Source organism: Campylobacter sp. RM16190 (assembly GCF_012978835.1).
GTDB lineage: Bacteria > Campylobacterota > Campylobacteria > Campylobacterales > Campylobacteraceae > Campylobacter_A.
The window spans coordinates 33,593-49,004 of sequence record NZ_LIWS01000004.1 but is presented as its reverse complement, the minus strand read 5'-3'; the positions used below and the strand labels follow the sequence as shown (position 1 = coordinate 49,004).

General features: G+C 38.3%; 20 protein-coding genes. 2 read left to right on the top strand and 18 right to left on the bottom strand.

The annotated features are described in order from the left end of the window. Positions 1-37: 37 nt before the first annotated feature. The 8 genes from CDOM16190_RS05505 to gpmI all read right to left on the bottom strand — a co-directional run bounded on the left by CDOM16190_RS05505 (position 38) and on the right by gpmI (position 8,043). The gene (locus tag CDOM16190_RS05505; RefSeq protein ID WP_170019242.1) at positions 38-934 is read right to left on the bottom strand and encodes a DUF4198 domain-containing protein; all 897 of its coding nucleotides are present in this window, start codon (positions 932-934) and stop codon (positions 38-40) included. 15 nt (positions 935-949) lie between these two features. Next, complete coding sequence (locus tag CDOM16190_RS05500; protein WP_170019241.1) at positions 950-2,404, bottom strand: TonB-dependent receptor; 1,455 nt, start codon at positions 2,402-2,404, stop codon at positions 950-952. Next, positions 2,328-2,933 carry a TonB-dependent receptor plug domain-containing protein gene (locus CDOM16190_RS05495; protein WP_170019240.1) on the bottom strand — a complete coding sequence of 202 codons (606 nt, stop codon included), beginning with the start codon at positions 2,931-2,933 and terminating at the stop codon, positions 2,328-2,330. Before CDOM16190_RS05495 ends, CDOM16190_RS05500 begins: the two co-directional genes overlap by 77 nt. A gap of 216 nt (positions 2,934-3,149) precedes the next feature. Beyond that, entirely contained in the window at positions 3,150-4,091 is a 942-nt protein-coding gene (accA, locus tag CDOM16190_RS05490; RefSeq protein ID WP_170019239.1) for an acetyl-CoA carboxylase carboxyl transferase subunit alpha, read from the bottom strand. 1 nt (position 4,092) lies between these two features. Then, on the bottom strand, positions 4,093-5,304 hold the full coding sequence (locus tag CDOM16190_RS05485) for a beta-ketoacyl-ACP synthase II (protein ID WP_170019238.1): 1,212 nt from the start codon (positions 5,302-5,304) through the stop codon (positions 4,093-4,095). Between the two features lie 25 nt (positions 5,305-5,329). Continuing rightward, the gene (acpP, locus tag CDOM16190_RS05480) at positions 5,330-5,563 is read right to left on the bottom strand and encodes an acyl carrier protein (protein ID WP_170019237.1); all 234 of its coding nucleotides are present in this window, start codon (positions 5,561-5,563) and stop codon (positions 5,330-5,332) included. 52 nt (positions 5,564-5,615) lie between these two features. Further along, positions 5,616-6,359, bottom strand: a complete 744-nt coding sequence (gene fabG / locus CDOM16190_RS05475) for a 3-oxoacyl-ACP reductase FabG (RefSeq protein ID WP_170019236.1) — start codon at positions 6,357-6,359, stop codon at positions 5,616-5,618. Between the two features lie 223 nt (positions 6,360-6,582). Beyond that, positions 6,583-8,043, bottom strand: coding sequence for a 2,3-bisphosphoglycerate-independent phosphoglycerate mutase (gene gpmI, locus CDOM16190_RS05470; RefSeq protein ID WP_170019235.1), 1,461 nt, complete (start codon positions 8,041-8,043; stop codon positions 6,583-6,585). A gap of 74 nt (positions 8,044-8,117) precedes the next feature. Between gpmI and mraY the strand changes: the two genes are divergently transcribed. Together mraY and murD are read left to right on the top strand one after the other, a co-directional pair. Next, positions 8,118-9,182, top strand: coding sequence for a phospho-N-acetylmuramoyl-pentapeptide-transferase (mraY, locus tag CDOM16190_RS05465; protein WP_169939839.1), 1,065 nt, complete (start codon positions 8,118-8,120; stop codon positions 9,180-9,182). Next, positions 9,182-10,426, top strand: coding sequence for a UDP-N-acetylmuramoyl-L-alanine--D-glutamate ligase (gene murD, locus CDOM16190_RS05460; RefSeq protein ID WP_170019234.1), 1,245 nt, complete (start codon positions 9,182-9,184; stop codon positions 10,424-10,426). The genes mraY and murD overlap by 1 nt, the downstream gene beginning before the upstream one ends. Before the next feature lie 112 nt (positions 10,427-10,538). Here the strand turns inward: murD and CDOM16190_RS05455 are convergent, their stop codons facing one another. From CDOM16190_RS05455 to CDOM16190_RS05410, 10 genes are all read right to left on the bottom strand, one after another. Continuing rightward, on the bottom strand, positions 10,539-11,534 hold the full coding sequence (locus CDOM16190_RS05455) for a tyrosine-type recombinase/integrase (RefSeq protein WP_170019233.1): 996 nt from the start codon (positions 11,532-11,534) through the stop codon (positions 10,539-10,541). 3 nt (positions 11,535-11,537) lie between these two features. Further along, the gene (locus CDOM16190_RS05450; RefSeq protein ID WP_170019232.1) at positions 11,538-11,840 is read right to left on the bottom strand and encodes a hypothetical protein; all 303 of its coding nucleotides are present in this window, start codon (positions 11,838-11,840) and stop codon (positions 11,538-11,540) included. Beyond that, positions 11,837-12,157, bottom strand: coding sequence for a hypothetical protein (locus CDOM16190_RS05445; protein WP_170019231.1), 321 nt, complete (start codon positions 12,155-12,157; stop codon positions 11,837-11,839). Before CDOM16190_RS05445 ends, CDOM16190_RS05450 begins: the two co-directional genes overlap by 4 nt. Continuing rightward, positions 12,157-12,333 carry a hypothetical protein gene (locus CDOM16190_RS05440; RefSeq protein ID WP_170019230.1) on the bottom strand — a complete coding sequence of 59 codons (177 nt, stop codon included), beginning with the start codon at positions 12,331-12,333 and terminating at the stop codon, positions 12,157-12,159. Before CDOM16190_RS05440 ends, CDOM16190_RS05445 begins: the two co-directional genes overlap by 1 nt. Then, positions 12,326-12,721, bottom strand: a complete 396-nt coding sequence (locus tag CDOM16190_RS05435; RefSeq protein ID WP_170019229.1) for a YopX family phage-derived protein — start codon at positions 12,719-12,721, stop codon at positions 12,326-12,328. The genes CDOM16190_RS05440 and CDOM16190_RS05435 overlap by 8 nt, the downstream gene beginning before the upstream one ends. A 9-nt stretch (positions 12,722-12,730) precedes the next feature. After that, the gene (locus tag CDOM16190_RS05430) at positions 12,731-13,186 is read right to left on the bottom strand and encodes a hypothetical protein (protein WP_170019228.1); all 456 of its coding nucleotides are present in this window, start codon (positions 13,184-13,186) and stop codon (positions 12,731-12,733) included. Further along, a complete protein-coding gene (locus CDOM16190_RS05425) occupies positions 13,183-13,722 on the bottom strand; it encodes a hypothetical protein (RefSeq protein ID WP_170019227.1) in 540 nt (179 codons plus the stop codon). The genes CDOM16190_RS05430 and CDOM16190_RS05425 overlap by 4 nt, the downstream gene beginning before the upstream one ends. A 130-nt stretch (positions 13,723-13,852) precedes the next feature. Beyond that, the gene (locus tag CDOM16190_RS05420) at positions 13,853-14,161 is read right to left on the bottom strand and encodes a hypothetical protein (protein WP_170019226.1); all 309 of its coding nucleotides are present in this window, start codon (positions 14,159-14,161) and stop codon (positions 13,853-13,855) included. A 2-nt stretch (positions 14,162-14,163) separates the two neighbouring features. Next, a complete protein-coding gene (locus tag CDOM16190_RS05415; protein WP_170019225.1) occupies positions 14,164-14,871 on the bottom strand; it encodes an antA/AntB antirepressor family protein in 708 nt (235 codons plus the stop codon). A gap of 1 nt (position 14,872) precedes the next feature. After that, positions 14,873-15,076, bottom strand: a complete 204-nt coding sequence (locus tag CDOM16190_RS05410) for a hypothetical protein (RefSeq protein WP_170019224.1) — start codon at positions 15,074-15,076, stop codon at positions 14,873-14,875. Positions 15,077-15,412 lie beyond the last annotated feature (336 nt).

Below are 15,412 nucleotides of genomic sequence, written 5' to 3'. Positions count from 1 at the left end.
CGCAAATTTTCATCGCGCTCAAATTTTGCTTTTAGTTTTACCTCTCTTTTACGAAAAAGGTAGCGCTTGCATTGTAACCTTTATGCAGAGCTTTCCCGACTAGCTCAGGGGCTATTTTTTTATTTATGTCTTTTCTCAGATTTACTACTGTAAGCCATCTACCACTAGAGGTTACGCGAAATTTAGTTTTACCACTACTATTGACGTAAGAACCTATAAATCCTGCTCCGCTTTGCTCGCCATAAGCTTTAATTGTGATCGGCATACCGTTTATTTTTTCATTTAAAAGTTCGCCCATAAACAAAACCTCAAACTCTACTTCATCACCTACTTTTAAATTGCTTAAGTCACTAATAGGGATTATTTCAAGATCATGCCCTATTGGTTTTGGTTTTTTCCATTCGCTTACACTTACATAAGCCTTAGCAAAACTTTGAAAATTCAAAGACATTGAAATTTCTTTTGCGCCCTTTATCTCATTTAGATAAATTCTGCCCCATTTTTCTCTACCTTTTTCATCTTTCCAAGTAGAGAATTGAACGTTTCTTGTTGCTGCAGCTACTTGATATACACCTTTTGCTGAAGTATCTGTAAAATAAACTTTATTTGCAAGCATATCTCCGTTAAAAACCAAAGCTTCAGGAAAATCTTTACTAGGTTTTTCTTGATAAACTCTTGTTTCAATACCTTCGTTGGCAGTTTTATCAAATTTAAACTCCGTCTTTTTCATATTCGGATCATAAATTTCATATTTCTCTAAACTGTTTCCCATAAAGAAATCATCAAAAGGCAAGGCATGACCCCAGCCTATATTTACACCTATGCTTCCGGGCTTATGTTCCATTGATTCACTTAAATTTATAAAAAAATCATGAGCTTTTAAACCAAAAGCCATAGCACATAATGCTATTATGCTAAAAATCATCTTTTTCATTGTTTTCCTTTAATATCATTTAAAATCATATTTTAGGTTAAGACCCGCTCTCCAAACTCGACCTTCGTTTATCGATGATTCGCCACCAAGGCTATAATAAAGCTTATCGGCTAGGTTTTCAACCTCTACAAATGGAGTTAGAGTAAATCCACCAAGTTCATATCTATAGCTAAGTTTTGCATCGACGATGGTTTTGTTTTGGCTAGGATGTTTTGAACCATCGCTAATTTTCAAGTCCAAAGCATTTGTAGCTTGAATTGAAAAATCAAATCCAGCCAAATCTACTATAGTTGCACCGTATTTTAAGCTTCTATCAGGCGTTCCGTATAACCTCTTACCCTCAGCGTTTTTAGTTTTTGAGTTTGAATATGCTAAATTTAGGATCAGCCAATCGATCGGATAAAATTCACTTGAAATTTCAAATCCTCTTACTTTTGAATTTCCTTCGTTAAAATATAACCATTCATTGTTAGGAAGTAGTATAAGTCTTATTTGGTCTTTATAGTCGGTATTGTAATAACTTACTTCCAGATTTCCCCAATCACTAAGGCGTTGTTTTAATCCTATTTCATAGCCTTTTGCTTTCTCAGGCTTCAAATCAGGATTCCCTCCCAAGAATTTAGGTAGATATCTTTGCGGTGCGCTAGGCGTATTAAACGCCTTACTATATCCTACCCAAAGAGTAGTATAATCATACCCTGTGCCTGCAAAAGGGAATATAGAGATGCCAAAATTTGGACTTGTGGCTTTCATCTTTTTACCTGCAGTATCGTAGCTATCGTGACGAATTCCGGCCACAAAAAGAGCGTAAGGGATAGGCTTATACTCTATTTGAGCAAAAGGAGAGACATTTTTCTCGCTTTTATCAAAATCCATACTAGGGCTTGGTTTTTCAAATTCATAATTTCTTGCATTCATATCGACTTTTTTATACTGTAAACCGATTATATTTCTAAGTTTTTCATCTTCTAGCCAATTTATTGTGCCTCTGATTTCGCCTTGTAATGCTTTTTCTTTATAAATAGCATTGACCTGTTTTGCAAAAAAATCTTCGGGTTTTGTATTGGAACCGTAAGTCATATCAAACGTTCGCTTTATGATCCCTAAGTTGGAATATAGCGAAAACATTTCACTAAATTTACCCTCATAGGTTAAAAATCCGCTTTTGGTATCATATATATTGTTGTAGATATTGCTCCAATCGTTTTGATTATAATATGAGCCATACCAGCCTTGTGTCTTATCACTTTTATCTTGTGTAAAATCAAAGCTTATCTCATGGCTATCGGCAAAGGCATAATCAACACGTGCAAATATATTTTTTTGATCTTTTTCGGTATGAGGAATAGTGCCTTTTGGAGTTTTGTATTTATCTTGTTTAGATGAAGCTATGTCAAGAAAGTAAGTGAGCGAATTCCCCCCCCCCACTATTAAAATTAGTGCCTCCACCAAGGCTAAGATTTGCTCCAAATTGTTTTCCTGTGCCTGCAAATACCCCAGTTTCTATGAAAGGATTATCAACATCGCCTTTTTTTCTGATGATATTTACAACACCTGAGGTTGCTTTAGCACCGTGAATTGCTGCTTGAGGACCTTTTAATACCTCAATTCGCTCAATTGAGTTCATAGACACAGAAGGATTATTTGCTATGTCCGAAAAAAAATTCATATCCCTACCATTACTTAGAACAGATGGGGTTTTACCGCGAATATATAAACTTTCTGCCATTCCTCCGCCCATAGGCTCAACTCCTGCCATATGTTTTATTGCTTTATATGCATCTGTTGCAGAAGCTTTTGCCTTAATATCATCACTGGTGGTTATGCTCACATTAGCCGGAACTTCTTCAACCTTTATCGGCGTTTTAGTAGCAGTTACGGTAACCTTATCTAAGACTACTTTGACAGGTTTTGTGTCTGCTTCTGCAGCATTAACTTGCAAAACAGCAGCAGCGGTTAGAATAGAAAAAGCAAAGGCTTTTTCAAACGAATTTCTCATATAGTCCTCCTTTAATAAAAATATTTCAATAACAATAATCATTGATATTCAAACTATACTAAAAATTCCTTTAAAAATCATTAATATACTATTTAATCAAATACTCTCTAAATAGATTTTTGTATTTTAAAGCGATATGTGTTTAATTTAATTAGTTAAGTGCAAATAAGTATTTTCGAAGTAAATAAAAATTTAAAGAGCAAGATATAAACAAGCTTACTTGCCCTCTTGGAAAGCTCCGACAGATAAAATTTTATTCATTCTAGCGCTTAAAATTTGCTCCATACTTTGATCTTCAAGCTTAGCAAGCTCATCTGTAAAATATGTCGCAAGTGCTTTTACGGCACTTTCTTTATCTCTATGAGCACCGTTTATCGGCTCTTCGATAACGTCATCTATCAAATTTAGGCTCTTTAGATCATCGGCAGTTATCTTCATAGCCTTGGTAGCTTGTTCTTGCTTGCTTGGATCGTTCCAAAGTATCGCAGCACAACCCTCAGGAGATATAACAGAAAATACCGAGTTTCTCATCATCGCAAGCTTATCTGCCACGCCTATCGCAAGCGCTCCGCCACTTCCACCTTCGCCGATCACAACGGCTATCATAGGAGTTTTTAAATTTGCAAATTCAAAGAGGTTTCTAGCTATAGCTTCGCTCTGTCCGCGCTCTTCTGCCGCAATTCCCGGATATGCGCCCGGAGTGTCTATCAAAAATAGTATCGGTAAGCCAAATTTCTCGGCAAGTTTTGCCACACGAAGAGCTTTTCTATACCCTTCAGGATGAGGCATGCCGAAATTTCTTTTTAGCTTGTTTTTGGTGCCGCGACCCTTTTGCTCGCCTATAACGACTACTTTTTTTGAGCCGATATAGCCTATATAGCAAACTATAGCATGATCATCGCGAAATGCCCTATCACCGTGAATTTCGTAATAATCAGTCATCATCCCGCGCACATAGTCTATCGCATACGGGCGATCAGGATGACGAGCAAGGCTTAGCCTTTGATACTCGTTTAAATTTTTGTAAATTTTAGCAGTCTCTTTTTCTAGATTTTTATTTAAAATTTCAACAGCATGCTCATCACCGCGAATTTTAGCATTCGCTATATCATCATCTATCTGCTTAATACTCTTTTCAAAATCTAAATAACTAGCCATCTTAGTCCAATTTTTTAAATATTACCGAACCGTTCGTTCCGCCAAAGCCAAACGAGTTGCTCATGATAGCTTTAAGCTCGGCTTTTCTAGCGACATTTGGCACATAGTCCAAGTCGCACTCAGGATCTTTTGTTGTGTGATTTATAGTTGGAGGTATGATTCCGTCACGCAAAGCCATGATAGATACTACAGCTTCTATCGCTCCTGCAGCACCCAAGCAGTGTCCAGTTTGACCTTTCGTAGAGCTCACAGGCGGGCAGTTGCTGCCAAATAGCTCTTTTAGCGCAGCTGTTTCATTTCTATCGTTCGTTGGAGTTGAAGTTCCGTGAGCGTTGATGTAGTCGATCTTAACATCTCCTGCCATTTTAAGAGCTTTTTTCATGGCATTTAGCGGTCCTTCAAGAGTCGGAGCTGTGATGTGATAAGCATCTCCACTCTCGCCAAAGCCTACTATCTCGGCATAAATTTTAGCTCCTCTTGCCTTAGCACTCTCAAATTCTTCAAGCACCAAAGCTCCGCTTCCCTCACCCATGACAAAGCCGTCACGATCAGCGTCAAACGGACGAGAGGCTTTCTCAGGCTCATCGTTTCTGGTTGAAAGTGCCTTCATAGCGGCAAATCCGCCGACACCTACACCGCATATTGTTGATTCTGCACCTACGACAAGCATTTTTTCGGCTTCGCCTATCATTATAGTCTTAGCAGCTTCACATATCGCATGTGTAGAGGCCGCACAAGCCGTAACGCTTGAAATGTTTGGTCCTCTAAGCCCATGCTCGATAGAAATTATGCCACCAAGCATATTTACTAGCGCAGAAGGGATGAAAAACGGAGATATTTTTTTAGGACCTTTTTCGAGCAGTATATTTGAGTTTTTCTCGATATTTGGCAGTCCGCCGATACCAGCAGCCGAGCTTATGCCAAATTCGCTAGCGTCAAATTCGCCGAAATTTGCGTCCTGCATAGCTTCGCGAGCTGCTTTGATACCAAGTTGTATAAACCTATCGACTTTCTTAACCTCTTTTCCGTCCATTACGGTTAGAGGATCAAAGTCGGTAATTTCAGCGGCGATTTGAACAGGATATTCAGAAACATCAAAAGACGTTATCTTCTTTACTCCGCTCTTGCCCTCGCAGATAGCTTTAAAAGAGCTCTCTTTATCGAGTCCAAGAGCATTTATCATACCGATTCCGGTGACTACAACTCTTCTCAATATATCTCCTTAGTTTAAAAAAGAATTATTTATTTAGCTTCTCTATGTAAGTTACAACGTCATTTATGCTAATTAGTTTTTCAGCTTCACTGTCTGGAATTTCAACTTCAAATTTCTCTTCTAAAGCCATAACAAGCTCAACAACGTCAAGTGAATCAGCGCCTAGATCTTCGATAATCTTTGAATCAGGCTTAACAGCCTCAGGGCTTACGCTAAGTTGCTCAACAACAACATCTCTAACATCATCAAAAACTGCCATTTCAGGTCTCCTTATAAAAAATGTTTCAGATTTTAATATATTTTTGCTTAAACTACATATAAAGTCCGCCGTTAACCTTAAGCACATCGCCTGTCACATAACTTGCGTGATCGCTTAGTAAAAACGCGATAGTTTCGGCTACTTCGCTTGCATCTCCAAGGCGTTTTAGCGGGATGTTATTGATATAGTTTTGCTTGATTTCCTCGCTTAAAACCTCGGTCATGTCTGTTTGTATAAATCCCGGCGTTACACAGTTAAAGCGAACGTTTCTGCTTGCTCCTTCTTTCGCAAGGCTCTTTGTCATCGCTATCATCCCGCCTTTACTTGCAGAGTAATTAACCTGCCCTGCATTTCCCATCTCGCCTACTATGGAAGCTACGTTTACAACGGATCCAAAGCGCTTTTTGCTCATCACTTTTAAAGCCTCCCTTGAGCCGATGAAGGCAGATGTTAAATTTGCATTTAGCACGTTTATAAACTCGTCTGTTTTCATGCGAAGTGCAAGCTTGTCGTTTGTGATACCTGCGTTATTTACGAGATAGCTTAGCTCGCCATCGGTATCAACTATCAAATTTATGCCTTTTATAAACTCATCTTCGTCTGTTGCATCAAATTTTATCACGGCAGCTTGACCGCCGGCAGCTACGATCTCAGCTTGCAAAGCATCTGCGATCTCAGGCTTTGAGCGGTAGTTTATCCATACTTTTAGCCCCATGTTTGCAAGAGTTTTAGCTATCTGCGCGCCTATGCCGCGGCTTGCGCCGGTAATTAGAACATTTTTTCCACTAAATTTCATATATTGCCTTTCTTAGCTTATCTTTTTCTGCTTAGCCTCCGTAAATCCCAAATTTCCTCAGTCACGCACTTCAATATACGCTCGTATCGTAAATTTAAAATTCGCTTTGATTAAGCAAAAATATTCGCCTCTGTTTATAAATTAAAATTTGGACAATTTTAGCAAAGTAAAGTTAAAAAAGCTTAACTAGACTTAAATTTTCAAACCAACTTAAATATCGCATCTAAAAAAGCGGCTCGTCCATCTCGGTCGGTTTTTCAAGCCCCATTAGCTTAAGAACGCTTGCTGCGATATTGTTTAGCCCACCGGTTTTTACTTCTTTCACTCCATCACCCAGCACGAAGCAAAACACATCGTAAGTCGTGTGGTTTGTGAGCATTCCGCTTTTATCTCGCATCTCTTCGCAGTTACCGTGATCACTCGTAATTATCATCGCATAGCCCTTTTCTTTTACCTTAGCGACAATCTTACCAAGCGCGCTATCTACAGCCTCTACGGCTTTTACGCCTGCATTAAAATCGCCAGTATGTCCTACCATATCGCCGTTTGCGAAATTTACTACGATAAAATCCTGCCCGTCATCAATCGCTTTTAAAACCGCATCGCACACACCCTCAGCGCTCATTTCAGGCTTTTCGTCATAAGTTTTAACTTTTGGGCTTGGGACTAAAATTCTAGTTTCGTTTTCAAGCAGTTCCTCAACTCCGCCGTTAAAGAAAAAAGTCACATGAGCGTATTTCTCCGTCTCTGCCGTATGAAGCTGGCGAAGTCCGGCACGAGATATAACCTCTGCTAAAGTATTTGTTATCTTGTCGTTTTCAAACAAAACAGGAAAGCTAAAATTCGCGTCGTATTCCGTCATAGTTACTAAATTTTGCGTTACAAAAGGTCGCTTAAATTCGCTAAATTCGCTCACACCAAACGCCGCTACAATCTGCCTCATCCTATCGTTTCTAAAATTTATAAACACAACTCCGTCATCTTTGCCGATCCCTTTAAAGCCGTTAAAACTGGCAGGTTTTATAAACTCGTCTAAAACGCCATCATTATAGCTATTTTGGATATATTCGCTTGGTTTTAGGCTCTGTAAATTTGCACCCTCAATCATAGTCTTATAAGCCTCACTTACCCTATCCCAGCGCTTATCTCTATCCATAGCGTAAAATCTACCGCAAATCGTAGCCACGTTAAATTTCTCTTCAAGCTGCCTTACAAATTCAGCCGCACTCGTAGGTGCCACGTCCCTACCGTCTGTTATAGCGTGAGCATAGACACTACAACCGTTATTTATAGCAAGTTTGCACATATCCTCAAAATGCTCAAGATGAGAGTGCACGCCTCCATCGCTATAAAGCCCGATTATATGGATATTTTTACACTTTGTAAAAAGCTCTTTTAGCTTTGCGTTTTGAGAGAGTGAGCTATCTTTAAACCCAAGCGAAATTTTTACCAAATTTTGATACAAAACCCGCCCGCTTCCTATGCACATATGACCTACTTCGCTATTTCCCATTTGCCCCTCAGGCAAGCCTACTGCAAGACCTGAAGTCTTGATAAGCGAATTTGGCACATTTTTAAATAGCCAATCATAAGTCGGCTTTTTCGCCGCTGCAAATGCGTTAAATTCCGAGTTTGGATTAAATCCTATGCCGTCTGTTATCACTAAAATAGTTTTTTGTTTCATATTTCATTCTTTAAATTTAGATAAATTTTAAGAGCATTATACTAAAATTACTCTTTTTAAAAATAAAGGCTCACATGTTTTATTATCTTTATGAAATCCTAAATTTTAACATCTTTCAATACATCACGGTTCGCGCAGGTATAGCGTTTTTCATATCTTTTGCGCTTACTGTTTATCTTATGCCTAAATTTATCGCTTGGGCAAGGGCTAAAAACGCCAGTCAGCCGATTTACGAGCTTGCTCCAAAAACACACCAAAAAAAAGAAAAAACCCCGACCATGGGAGGCATAGTCTTTATGGTAACGGCGATACTGGCAACTATCATCTGCGCTAGACTTGATAACAGCTTCGTTATCGCCTCTTTGCTCTGTCTTGCAGGTTTTACGGCGATCGGGTTTAAAGACGACATATCAAAAATTCTAGGCGCAAACAACCACGCGGGACTAAGCCCTAAAGCCAAGCTTTTAGCTCAAATTTTAGTATCGTTTGCGGTTTCAACCGTGCTTTATCTTAGCGGCGATATAGGAACTGAATTTTATGTGCCGTTTTATAAATTCCCGTTACTGGATCTTAAAATTTTTGCTATAGTCTTTTGGACGCTAGTTATAGTTGCGGCTTCAAATGCGGTAAATTTAACGGACGGGCTTGACGGACTTGCAGCCGTTCCCGCAATGCTTTCGCTTGTTACATTAGGAATTTTTGCCTATATCTGCGGACATGCGCTATTTAGCTCTTATTTGCTACTTCCAAAGATCATCGGCGTGGGCGAAACTATCATCATCGCTTCTGCTCTAATCGGCTCTTTGATGGGGTTTTTGTGGTTTAACTGCCATCCCGCACAAGTTTTCATGGGTGATAGCGGAAGCCTTAGTATAGGCGCTTACATAGGGCTTATGGGAGTTATGACCAAAAACGAAATTTTGCTTATTATCATAGGATTTATCTTTGTGATTGAGACTTTAAGCGTTATTTTGCAGGTTGGAAGCTTTAAAATTTTCAAAAAGAGAATTTTCTTAATGGCGCCTATTCATCATCATTTCGAGATTAAAGGCTGGGTTGAAAACAAAATCATCGTTAGATTTTGGATCATCGCGCTTTTAGCAAATCTAATCGCCCTAACGGCGCTAAAGATAAGATAATGAAAAGAAGTTTGTTCGGTTACGGCGGCACGACCAAGGCTATTGCCAAAAACTGCCAAGATGAGGGAATTTGGGATGTATATGATGACAAATTTAGCCAAATTTCAAAGGATGAATTTGGAAATAATCTTTTGCCGGTAAGTGAATTTAATCCAGACAAAAGCGAACTTGAGATCCCAAGCCCAGGCTTTCCGCCATATCATGAGCTGATTAAAAAATCGCAAAATTTAATCAGCGAATATGATTTTTTCGCATCCAAAATGCCTTTTAGTGTATGGATAAGCGGAACAAACGGCAAGACAACGACGACTAAGATGATGCAGCACCTGCTTGAAGACAAAGGCTCGGTAATGGGCGGAAACGTAGGCACTCCACTAGCCGAACTAGACACTAAAGCTAAAATTTGGATACTGGAAACGAGCTCCTTCACGCTTCACTACACAAACCTTGCAAAGCCTGATATATACGTGCTTTTGCCCATAACGCCCGATCATCTAACTTGGCACGGCGATATGAGCTCTTATGAAGCCGCCAAGCTTAAGCCGCTTGGCATGATGAGAGAAAACTCGGTTGCGATATTGCCTGAAATTTACGCCAACACTCCGACTCTTGCAAAGGTCATAAGCTACAAAAACGAAGAGGATTTGGCTAAATTTTGCGGAGTTGCCACAAATGAGATAAATTTCAAAGTGCCGTTTTTAATGGACGCTCTTTTAGCGCTGGCGGTACAAAAAATAATCTTTGATAGGTGCAACGCGAATTTACTAAACAAATTTGTGATAGAGAGCAATAAACTTGAAGAATTTAAGGACAAATTCGGGCGGATTTGGGTAAATGACACAAAAGCTACCAATATCGACGCGACCATTCAAGCTCTAAAGCGATATGAGGATAAATTCCTGCACCTAATACTAGGTGGAGATGATAAGGGTGTCGATATGACGCAGCTTTTTAAGGCTATAAATAGCGCAAATACTAAAATTTACGCTATCGGCTCAAATAGCTATAAGATTATGAAGCTGGCTGAGGAATTTCAAATTCCAGCTCTAAAATGCGAATTTTTAGATGTAGCCGTAATACAAATAGATAAAAATTTTAAAAAACCGACTAAGAAAGCAAATTCAAAAGAAGCTCGAATTTTAGACGAGATGGCTCTTCTAAGTCCTGCTGCTGCAAGCCTTGATCAGTTTAATAGCTACGCCGAGCGAGGAGATAAGTTTAAAGAATTTATTGCAAATTTATAAAATTTAATTTTGTTTTTAACCTAATTTTAAATATAACACTCTATAAAATCGCCTATTTTAGGGCTTTTTTGTAGTGTGTTTTTTGTAGTGTGCCAAATTTTGTGCCAAACGGTTAAAAAAGTGCTTTTTCTAACTCTGATTTATCACTCTTGTTTTGTAGGTAATGAGTATATAAATTTGTCATCAATAAAGAGCTATGCCCTAGCATCTCTTGAGCTAAAGTAGGCTTTACGTTTGCATTTATAAGTAAGCTTGCATAAGTATGCCTTGTTATATGTAATCCCTGAGGCTTTAACCCTAACTCGATTTGCAACATTGTAAAAAACCTAGATATGCTTAAATAGTCTGATTTGAACACTAAATCACCATTTTTGGATAATGTATCTAAATAGTCTTTTAAAGGCTCTAGCAATATAACTCGTCTGGGTTTGCCATTTTTGGGACTATTTATAACTCCCCTTGCACAAGTTTTACTAATAAGAATGTCATATTCACTTATATCATCCCACCTTAAAGCCAAAATTTCGTTTGCCCTAGCCCCTGTATAAAAAGCAAAATAAAGAAACGTTTTTAATTCTCCTTTTGCGTGTGCCAAGAGTGATTTTACGCTGTCTTTATCAAACGCCATTCTCTCTTTTTGTTTGATTTTTGGCATATCAACAAAACTGCAAGGGTTTCGTGGTATAATGTCATACTTAACCGCTAAAGAAAACGCCAAAGATACGGGGGCTAGATAAGTCCTCGCCGTCTTTGGAGCAAGCTCGCTTACAAACTTTTCTATTTCACTTATGGTATAAGTATCAACATCCCTATCGCCAAGCTTTTCCAAAAACCTCCTTACAGCGACATCATAAACTACTATCGTGTTTATTTTTTTCTCTTGTATGGTTTTTTTCATAACCCTATCAAGAAAATAGCTTATTTTATGTGTCTGGTTTGAATTGATGCCTAGCTTTTGTTTTCGCTCTATCTCCGGGATAATATTGCGGTGTATGTATGCGATATTAGCTTTTGTATCTTTTAAGCCCGTGCTTTTTCTAACTCTTTTACCAAATTCGACATATTCTAAATAAAGGAACTTGCCCCTGACTATAATCTTAATTTCCATTTTTTACTCCTTAAGATTAAGCAAGGCATCGGTGCGATAAAGAATTCTACCTGATTTTTTTGTAAAATCAACCCCTTCTTTATAAACTCCGCTATTGCGCCTCTTTGCCATACCTTGCCCACTAATACCTATCAATCCACCTGCTTGCTTGTCTCCTTTCACCCATTCAGGCAAATCCTTTTTTACAGCTAGTTTTTTAATAAGAGCCTCAAATGAGCTTAGCTTTTTTGCCAATTCGCTTTGTATAGTTTCTGACAATATGCTTTTAAGATCCGATTTTTTAAAAACTATTATTTCATCATTCATAACACCTCCTTTAATTTCTGGGCATATTCTTTAGCTTCCGTAAGAGATACGGAGCCGATTATGTTCTCACATAGCCCTTTTGCTGTTTTAGCTTGTATTTTCGCTTGCTCGATAAATTCCTCAAGGGTTAAATTCTCACTACCCCAAATAAGCCCTAATTTAGCATTGGTGCGGACTACGGTTTTGCGTTTAGGCAGTCTTGCATTCCAACTTGGAGCTGGATATTCTGATACTCCAACCCCTTTTTTCATTGTCATACTTTCTTTGTATAGTGATACTTGCTCGCCGTAGGTTGTATCTCGTGGGTATTGTTTCACTAATTATCCTTTATCAACTCTATCTGATGGATTATCCGATTCAGCCTCATATCATCAAGCTTTGATACTTCACGGATTATCCACTCCACTTTTTCAGCGTGTTTCTTTTGTTTGAGATTAAAGCTATCAATCCGCTTAAACATCTCGCGCTCTTTTTCTCTATCTGGGCTACTCATTTGTTTTCTTTGTTGGTTGTGGATTTTTAAATTCTAATAATTCAGGGTTTTCATAGATGTTGCCGATAACCTCAAAATCCCGCAGTAGCATTTGATTTAGCCCGTAGCCGCCCGTGCCGTCATCCATGAGATAGGCGGCTAACACACCATCAAAAACAATAGAGTAGGTTTTAATGTCTCCTATTTTTTTGATAATATCCCCCTCGTAAATTTCAACTCCGTTTTTATCTTTTAATCCTGTGTATTGCATAAAAATAACATCATCTAAAGAGAAAGCGCAGCACCCTTCGCTAAAAAAACAATTCACGTCCGTAAATTCATGAAAGTAAAAATCATCCGTAAGTTTCTTTTTTTCTTTATCCCAGACTCTAAATTTAATCTCTCTCATCGCCAATCCTTACACTAATTTTGACTGCTCAAAGTCACCAGATTTAATGATTTTTCCTTTTTCATCAACCTTACTGCCTTTTAAGTCGTTCGCATCCATAACTCGATTTAAGATGTCATCAGGAGTTAGTAGCGACCCCATTTCGTGAAGCTTCTTAGCCATTGCACCGGTGGCAAATACGATTAAATCGCCCAAGCCATCTAAGATGTCTTGATCGGTCGGGTCTTGTCTTTTCAAGGTTTTGTAGTAGCAAAGCCCTTTTTCTATTTTAGAAATCCACTTGATTTGTTTTTCTTTGAGTATTTCTTCTGCTTTATCTCTAGCATACCCTTTAACATCGCCCTTAAACCCTAAGAGTTCGTAAAGCTCCTCTAAAACAAAAGCCGTTTCACGCTCTGCATTGTAGCCTTGCTCTAGCAGTCCTCTTGTTTTATTCCATTCTGTTATACGTTGTGTTGGTGTCATTTATTTTCCTTTGGCAATCTAAAGCCTAGAGAGTAAAGCGGTATTAGTTCGGTGTCTTCGGAATAATACTCTAAAGCTTTCTGCCTATCGCATCTGTGATTAGTGTGAAACCACTCGCCTTCTGTGTCTAATGTTTCCCAATACCAAAGGCAATCATCTACTCTTATTAATTCTTTTTCCAAGTTGTCTTCATCCATTATTACAACAGCATTTTTATCGGTAGTTTTTATGCCTGTAAGTATGTATATTGCCTTATCTTGTTCGTATGGTTTTTTATTTCCTTTTATAACAGGTGTTTCGACAAATGTAATAACTAGTATTTTTGGGTTAGGTATGCCTGCTTCACATCGGTAGACAAATTTTATCCCCTCTGGATGTCTTTTTTTGTATTTTGGTGTAATCCTATAGTCGTAATCATCCCAACGCCACATACCAATGTGAAGCACAAACCAGTCTTCACTTCCTTTGCGCGCATATTGTATCTCCTCGCCCCTCTCAAAAGCTTCCATTATTTTTATCATTTCTCTTGTTGTCATTTTTTGTCCTTGTGTCTTAAAAAGTAGGGCAGTGCCAAAACGACACTGCATAGTTTAAGTTGTGTTGTGTATAATTAAAGTCTTGTTTTTTTGTAGCCTTTTTCTGGCGGATTAGGCTACTTCTTTATTTTTAGTAATCGCCTGCATTAACGATATACTCTTTCCAAATTTCATCAATTCTCGCACGTGCTTGTGGACTTACTTTTAAAAGTCTTTTTACGCCTTTATTCGTAAAGTGTGCGATCTTATCGTATGGCTTCGCGCCGTCTTTATCGATAAAAGCTTGATTGAATACATCATAATCACGCCCCATTTTAAAGCCGTGTTCGGGAAATGATATGCCGTAAAGCTTTGTCGCATTATCTGGGTAAAATATCGGCTCGTCGCCTACGTCCGCTCTTAGTGCTTGCAGTATTTTAAATTTCTTGTAGTATTTCATTTTTATACTCCTATTTCTATGTTAAAATTTAGCGCATTAAACGCTTTTTCTAAAATATCGTGTCTATAAGTGCCGACTTTGCCGTGTTTTTGGTCGGGAATAGTTACTATCAGCACTCCGGCTTCTCTACTTAACTTAGAAGCCTTAGTGCCTAGTCTTTGACATTGTTTTTTATCTAAGCTAATCCCTTTTAAGATACCAAAGCCGACTGCCGTCGTGTATTCTTTTAATTCCTCGTCTCTTTTTGCCGTATTTTCTAAATTTCTAAAACGCCTTTCATCTTTTCTGTGTTTATCCTCGATAGCCGTTATTCTTTCATCGTGCTGTCTCATTACATTTAACTGCATTTGCAAAAAATCTAGCTGATTAAGCGGTTTTTTGGCTCGTTTCTCAAACTCTATAAAGTATCGCCTTACTTTCTTGCCGACTTCGTTTCGCTCTAGCATTGCGATTTCTTTGGCTATGTCTATGGTTAGGATGTATTCTTTTTTGATACTCGCCTTTCTACCAGCCTCGCTCATCGTTTCAGATTTTTCTGAAACGATGATGTAGTCGATATTTTCAATAGCATCTACTTCATCAAGCCTTGTTTTTATCCAGTCGGCAAACTGATATTTACTCTCTAAAACTGCGTGCAAATCTCTTGCATTGACTGAATTTATTTCAGCGCCATTAAACTGCGTTTGTAAAATCGGGATTAATTCCGTCATATTATTCTCCTTTTGGGTTTAATATGTTTAAAATTTTAGCCTTCATAGCGTTATGATTTTTTGTAAATGCGTCTAAAGCGCAAAACAAATCGTAAGCGCAATCAAGCACCTTATAACTTATCTCTTGTTCGCTGTCGGTCGGCTCTATCTTATAAAGCTCCAAATACTTTGCGAATTTCTCTTTTTGTGGGCTAAGGGGCTTCATTTTGCCCCCTTTGTGCGGTATATCCAAATGCAAGTAGCTACAAAAGCTACAACCATTAAGACGTCTAAAACATCTGCTGACATATAAGCTCCTTATGGTATAATTTCAAAGGGTATCAGATTAAAGATTTTCTTTGTCCCCTTTCGGGGAGTGGATTAAATCCACCCAAAAATTCGCAAAACCCAGTAAAGGATTTGCAAAATCAGACACAGAAGTTGCAACAATCTTGTCATCTGATACTCCTTTGGTTTATTTCAAAAGGTTATTAAATATCCTTTTGATAGGAGTATTATAGCTAATTAGTAATCTTTTGTCAATAGTTTTAAGATGTTTTGT

Coding starts and splice junctions, on each gene's coding strand:
- CDOM16190_RS05440 (WP_170019230.1), bottom strand. CDS start 12,333: ATGAGTAGCCCAGATAGAGAAAAAGAGCGCGAGATGTTTAAGCGGATT.
- CDOM16190_RS05450 (WP_170019232.1), bottom strand. CDS start 11,840: ATGAATGATGAAATAATAGTTTTTAAAAAATCGGATCTTAAAAGCATA.
- CDOM16190_RS05455 (WP_170019233.1), bottom strand. CDS start 11,534: ATGGAAATTAAGATTATAGTCAGGGGCAAGTTCCTTTATTTAGAATAT.
- CDOM16190_RS05420 (WP_170019226.1), bottom strand. CDS start 14,161: ATGAAATACTACAAGAAATTTAAAATACTGCAAGCACTAAGAGCGGAC.
- gpmI (WP_170019235.1), bottom strand. CDS start 8,043: ATGAAACAAAAAACTATTTTAGTGATAACAGACGGCATAGGATTTAAT.
- CDOM16190_RS05425 (WP_170019227.1), bottom strand. CDS start 13,722: ATGACAACAAGAGAAATGATAAAAATAATGGAAGCTTTTGAGAGGGGC.
- accA (WP_170019239.1), bottom strand. CDS start 4,091: ATGGCTAGTTATTTAGATTTTGAAAAGAGTATTAAGCAGATAGATGAT.
- CDOM16190_RS05430 (WP_170019228.1), bottom strand. CDS start 13,186: ATGACACCAACACAACGTATAACAGAATGGAATAAAACAAGAGGACTG.
- mraY (WP_169939839.1), top strand. CDS start 8,118: ATGTTTTATTATCTTTATGAAATCCTAAATTTTAACATCTTTCAATAC.
- CDOM16190_RS05505 (WP_170019242.1), bottom strand. CDS start 934: ATGAAAAAGATGATTTTTAGCATAATAGCATTATGTGCTATGGCTTTT.
- CDOM16190_RS05435 (WP_170019229.1), bottom strand. CDS start 12,721: ATGAGAGAGATTAAATTTAGAGTCTGGGATAAAGAAAAAAAGAAACTT.
- acpP (WP_170019237.1), bottom strand. CDS start 5,563: ATGGCAGTTTTTGATGATGTTAGAGATGTTGTTGTTGAGCAACTTAGC.
- CDOM16190_RS05495 (WP_170019240.1), bottom strand. CDS start 2,933: ATGAGAAATTCGTTTGAAAAAGCCTTTGCTTTTTCTATTCTAACCGCT.
- CDOM16190_RS05410 (WP_170019224.1), bottom strand. CDS start 15,076: ATGAAGCCCCTTAGCCCACAAAAAGAGAAATTCGCAAAGTATTTGGAG.
- murD (WP_170019234.1), top strand. CDS start 9,182: ATGAAAAGAAGTTTGTTCGGTTACGGCGGCACGACCAAGGCTATTGCC.
- CDOM16190_RS05415 (WP_170019225.1), bottom strand. CDS start 14,871: ATGACGGAATTAATCCCGATTTTACAAACGCAGTTTAATGGCGCTGAA.
- fabG (WP_170019236.1), bottom strand. CDS start 6,359: ATGAAATTTAGTGGAAAAAATGTTCTAATTACCGGCGCAAGCCGCGGC.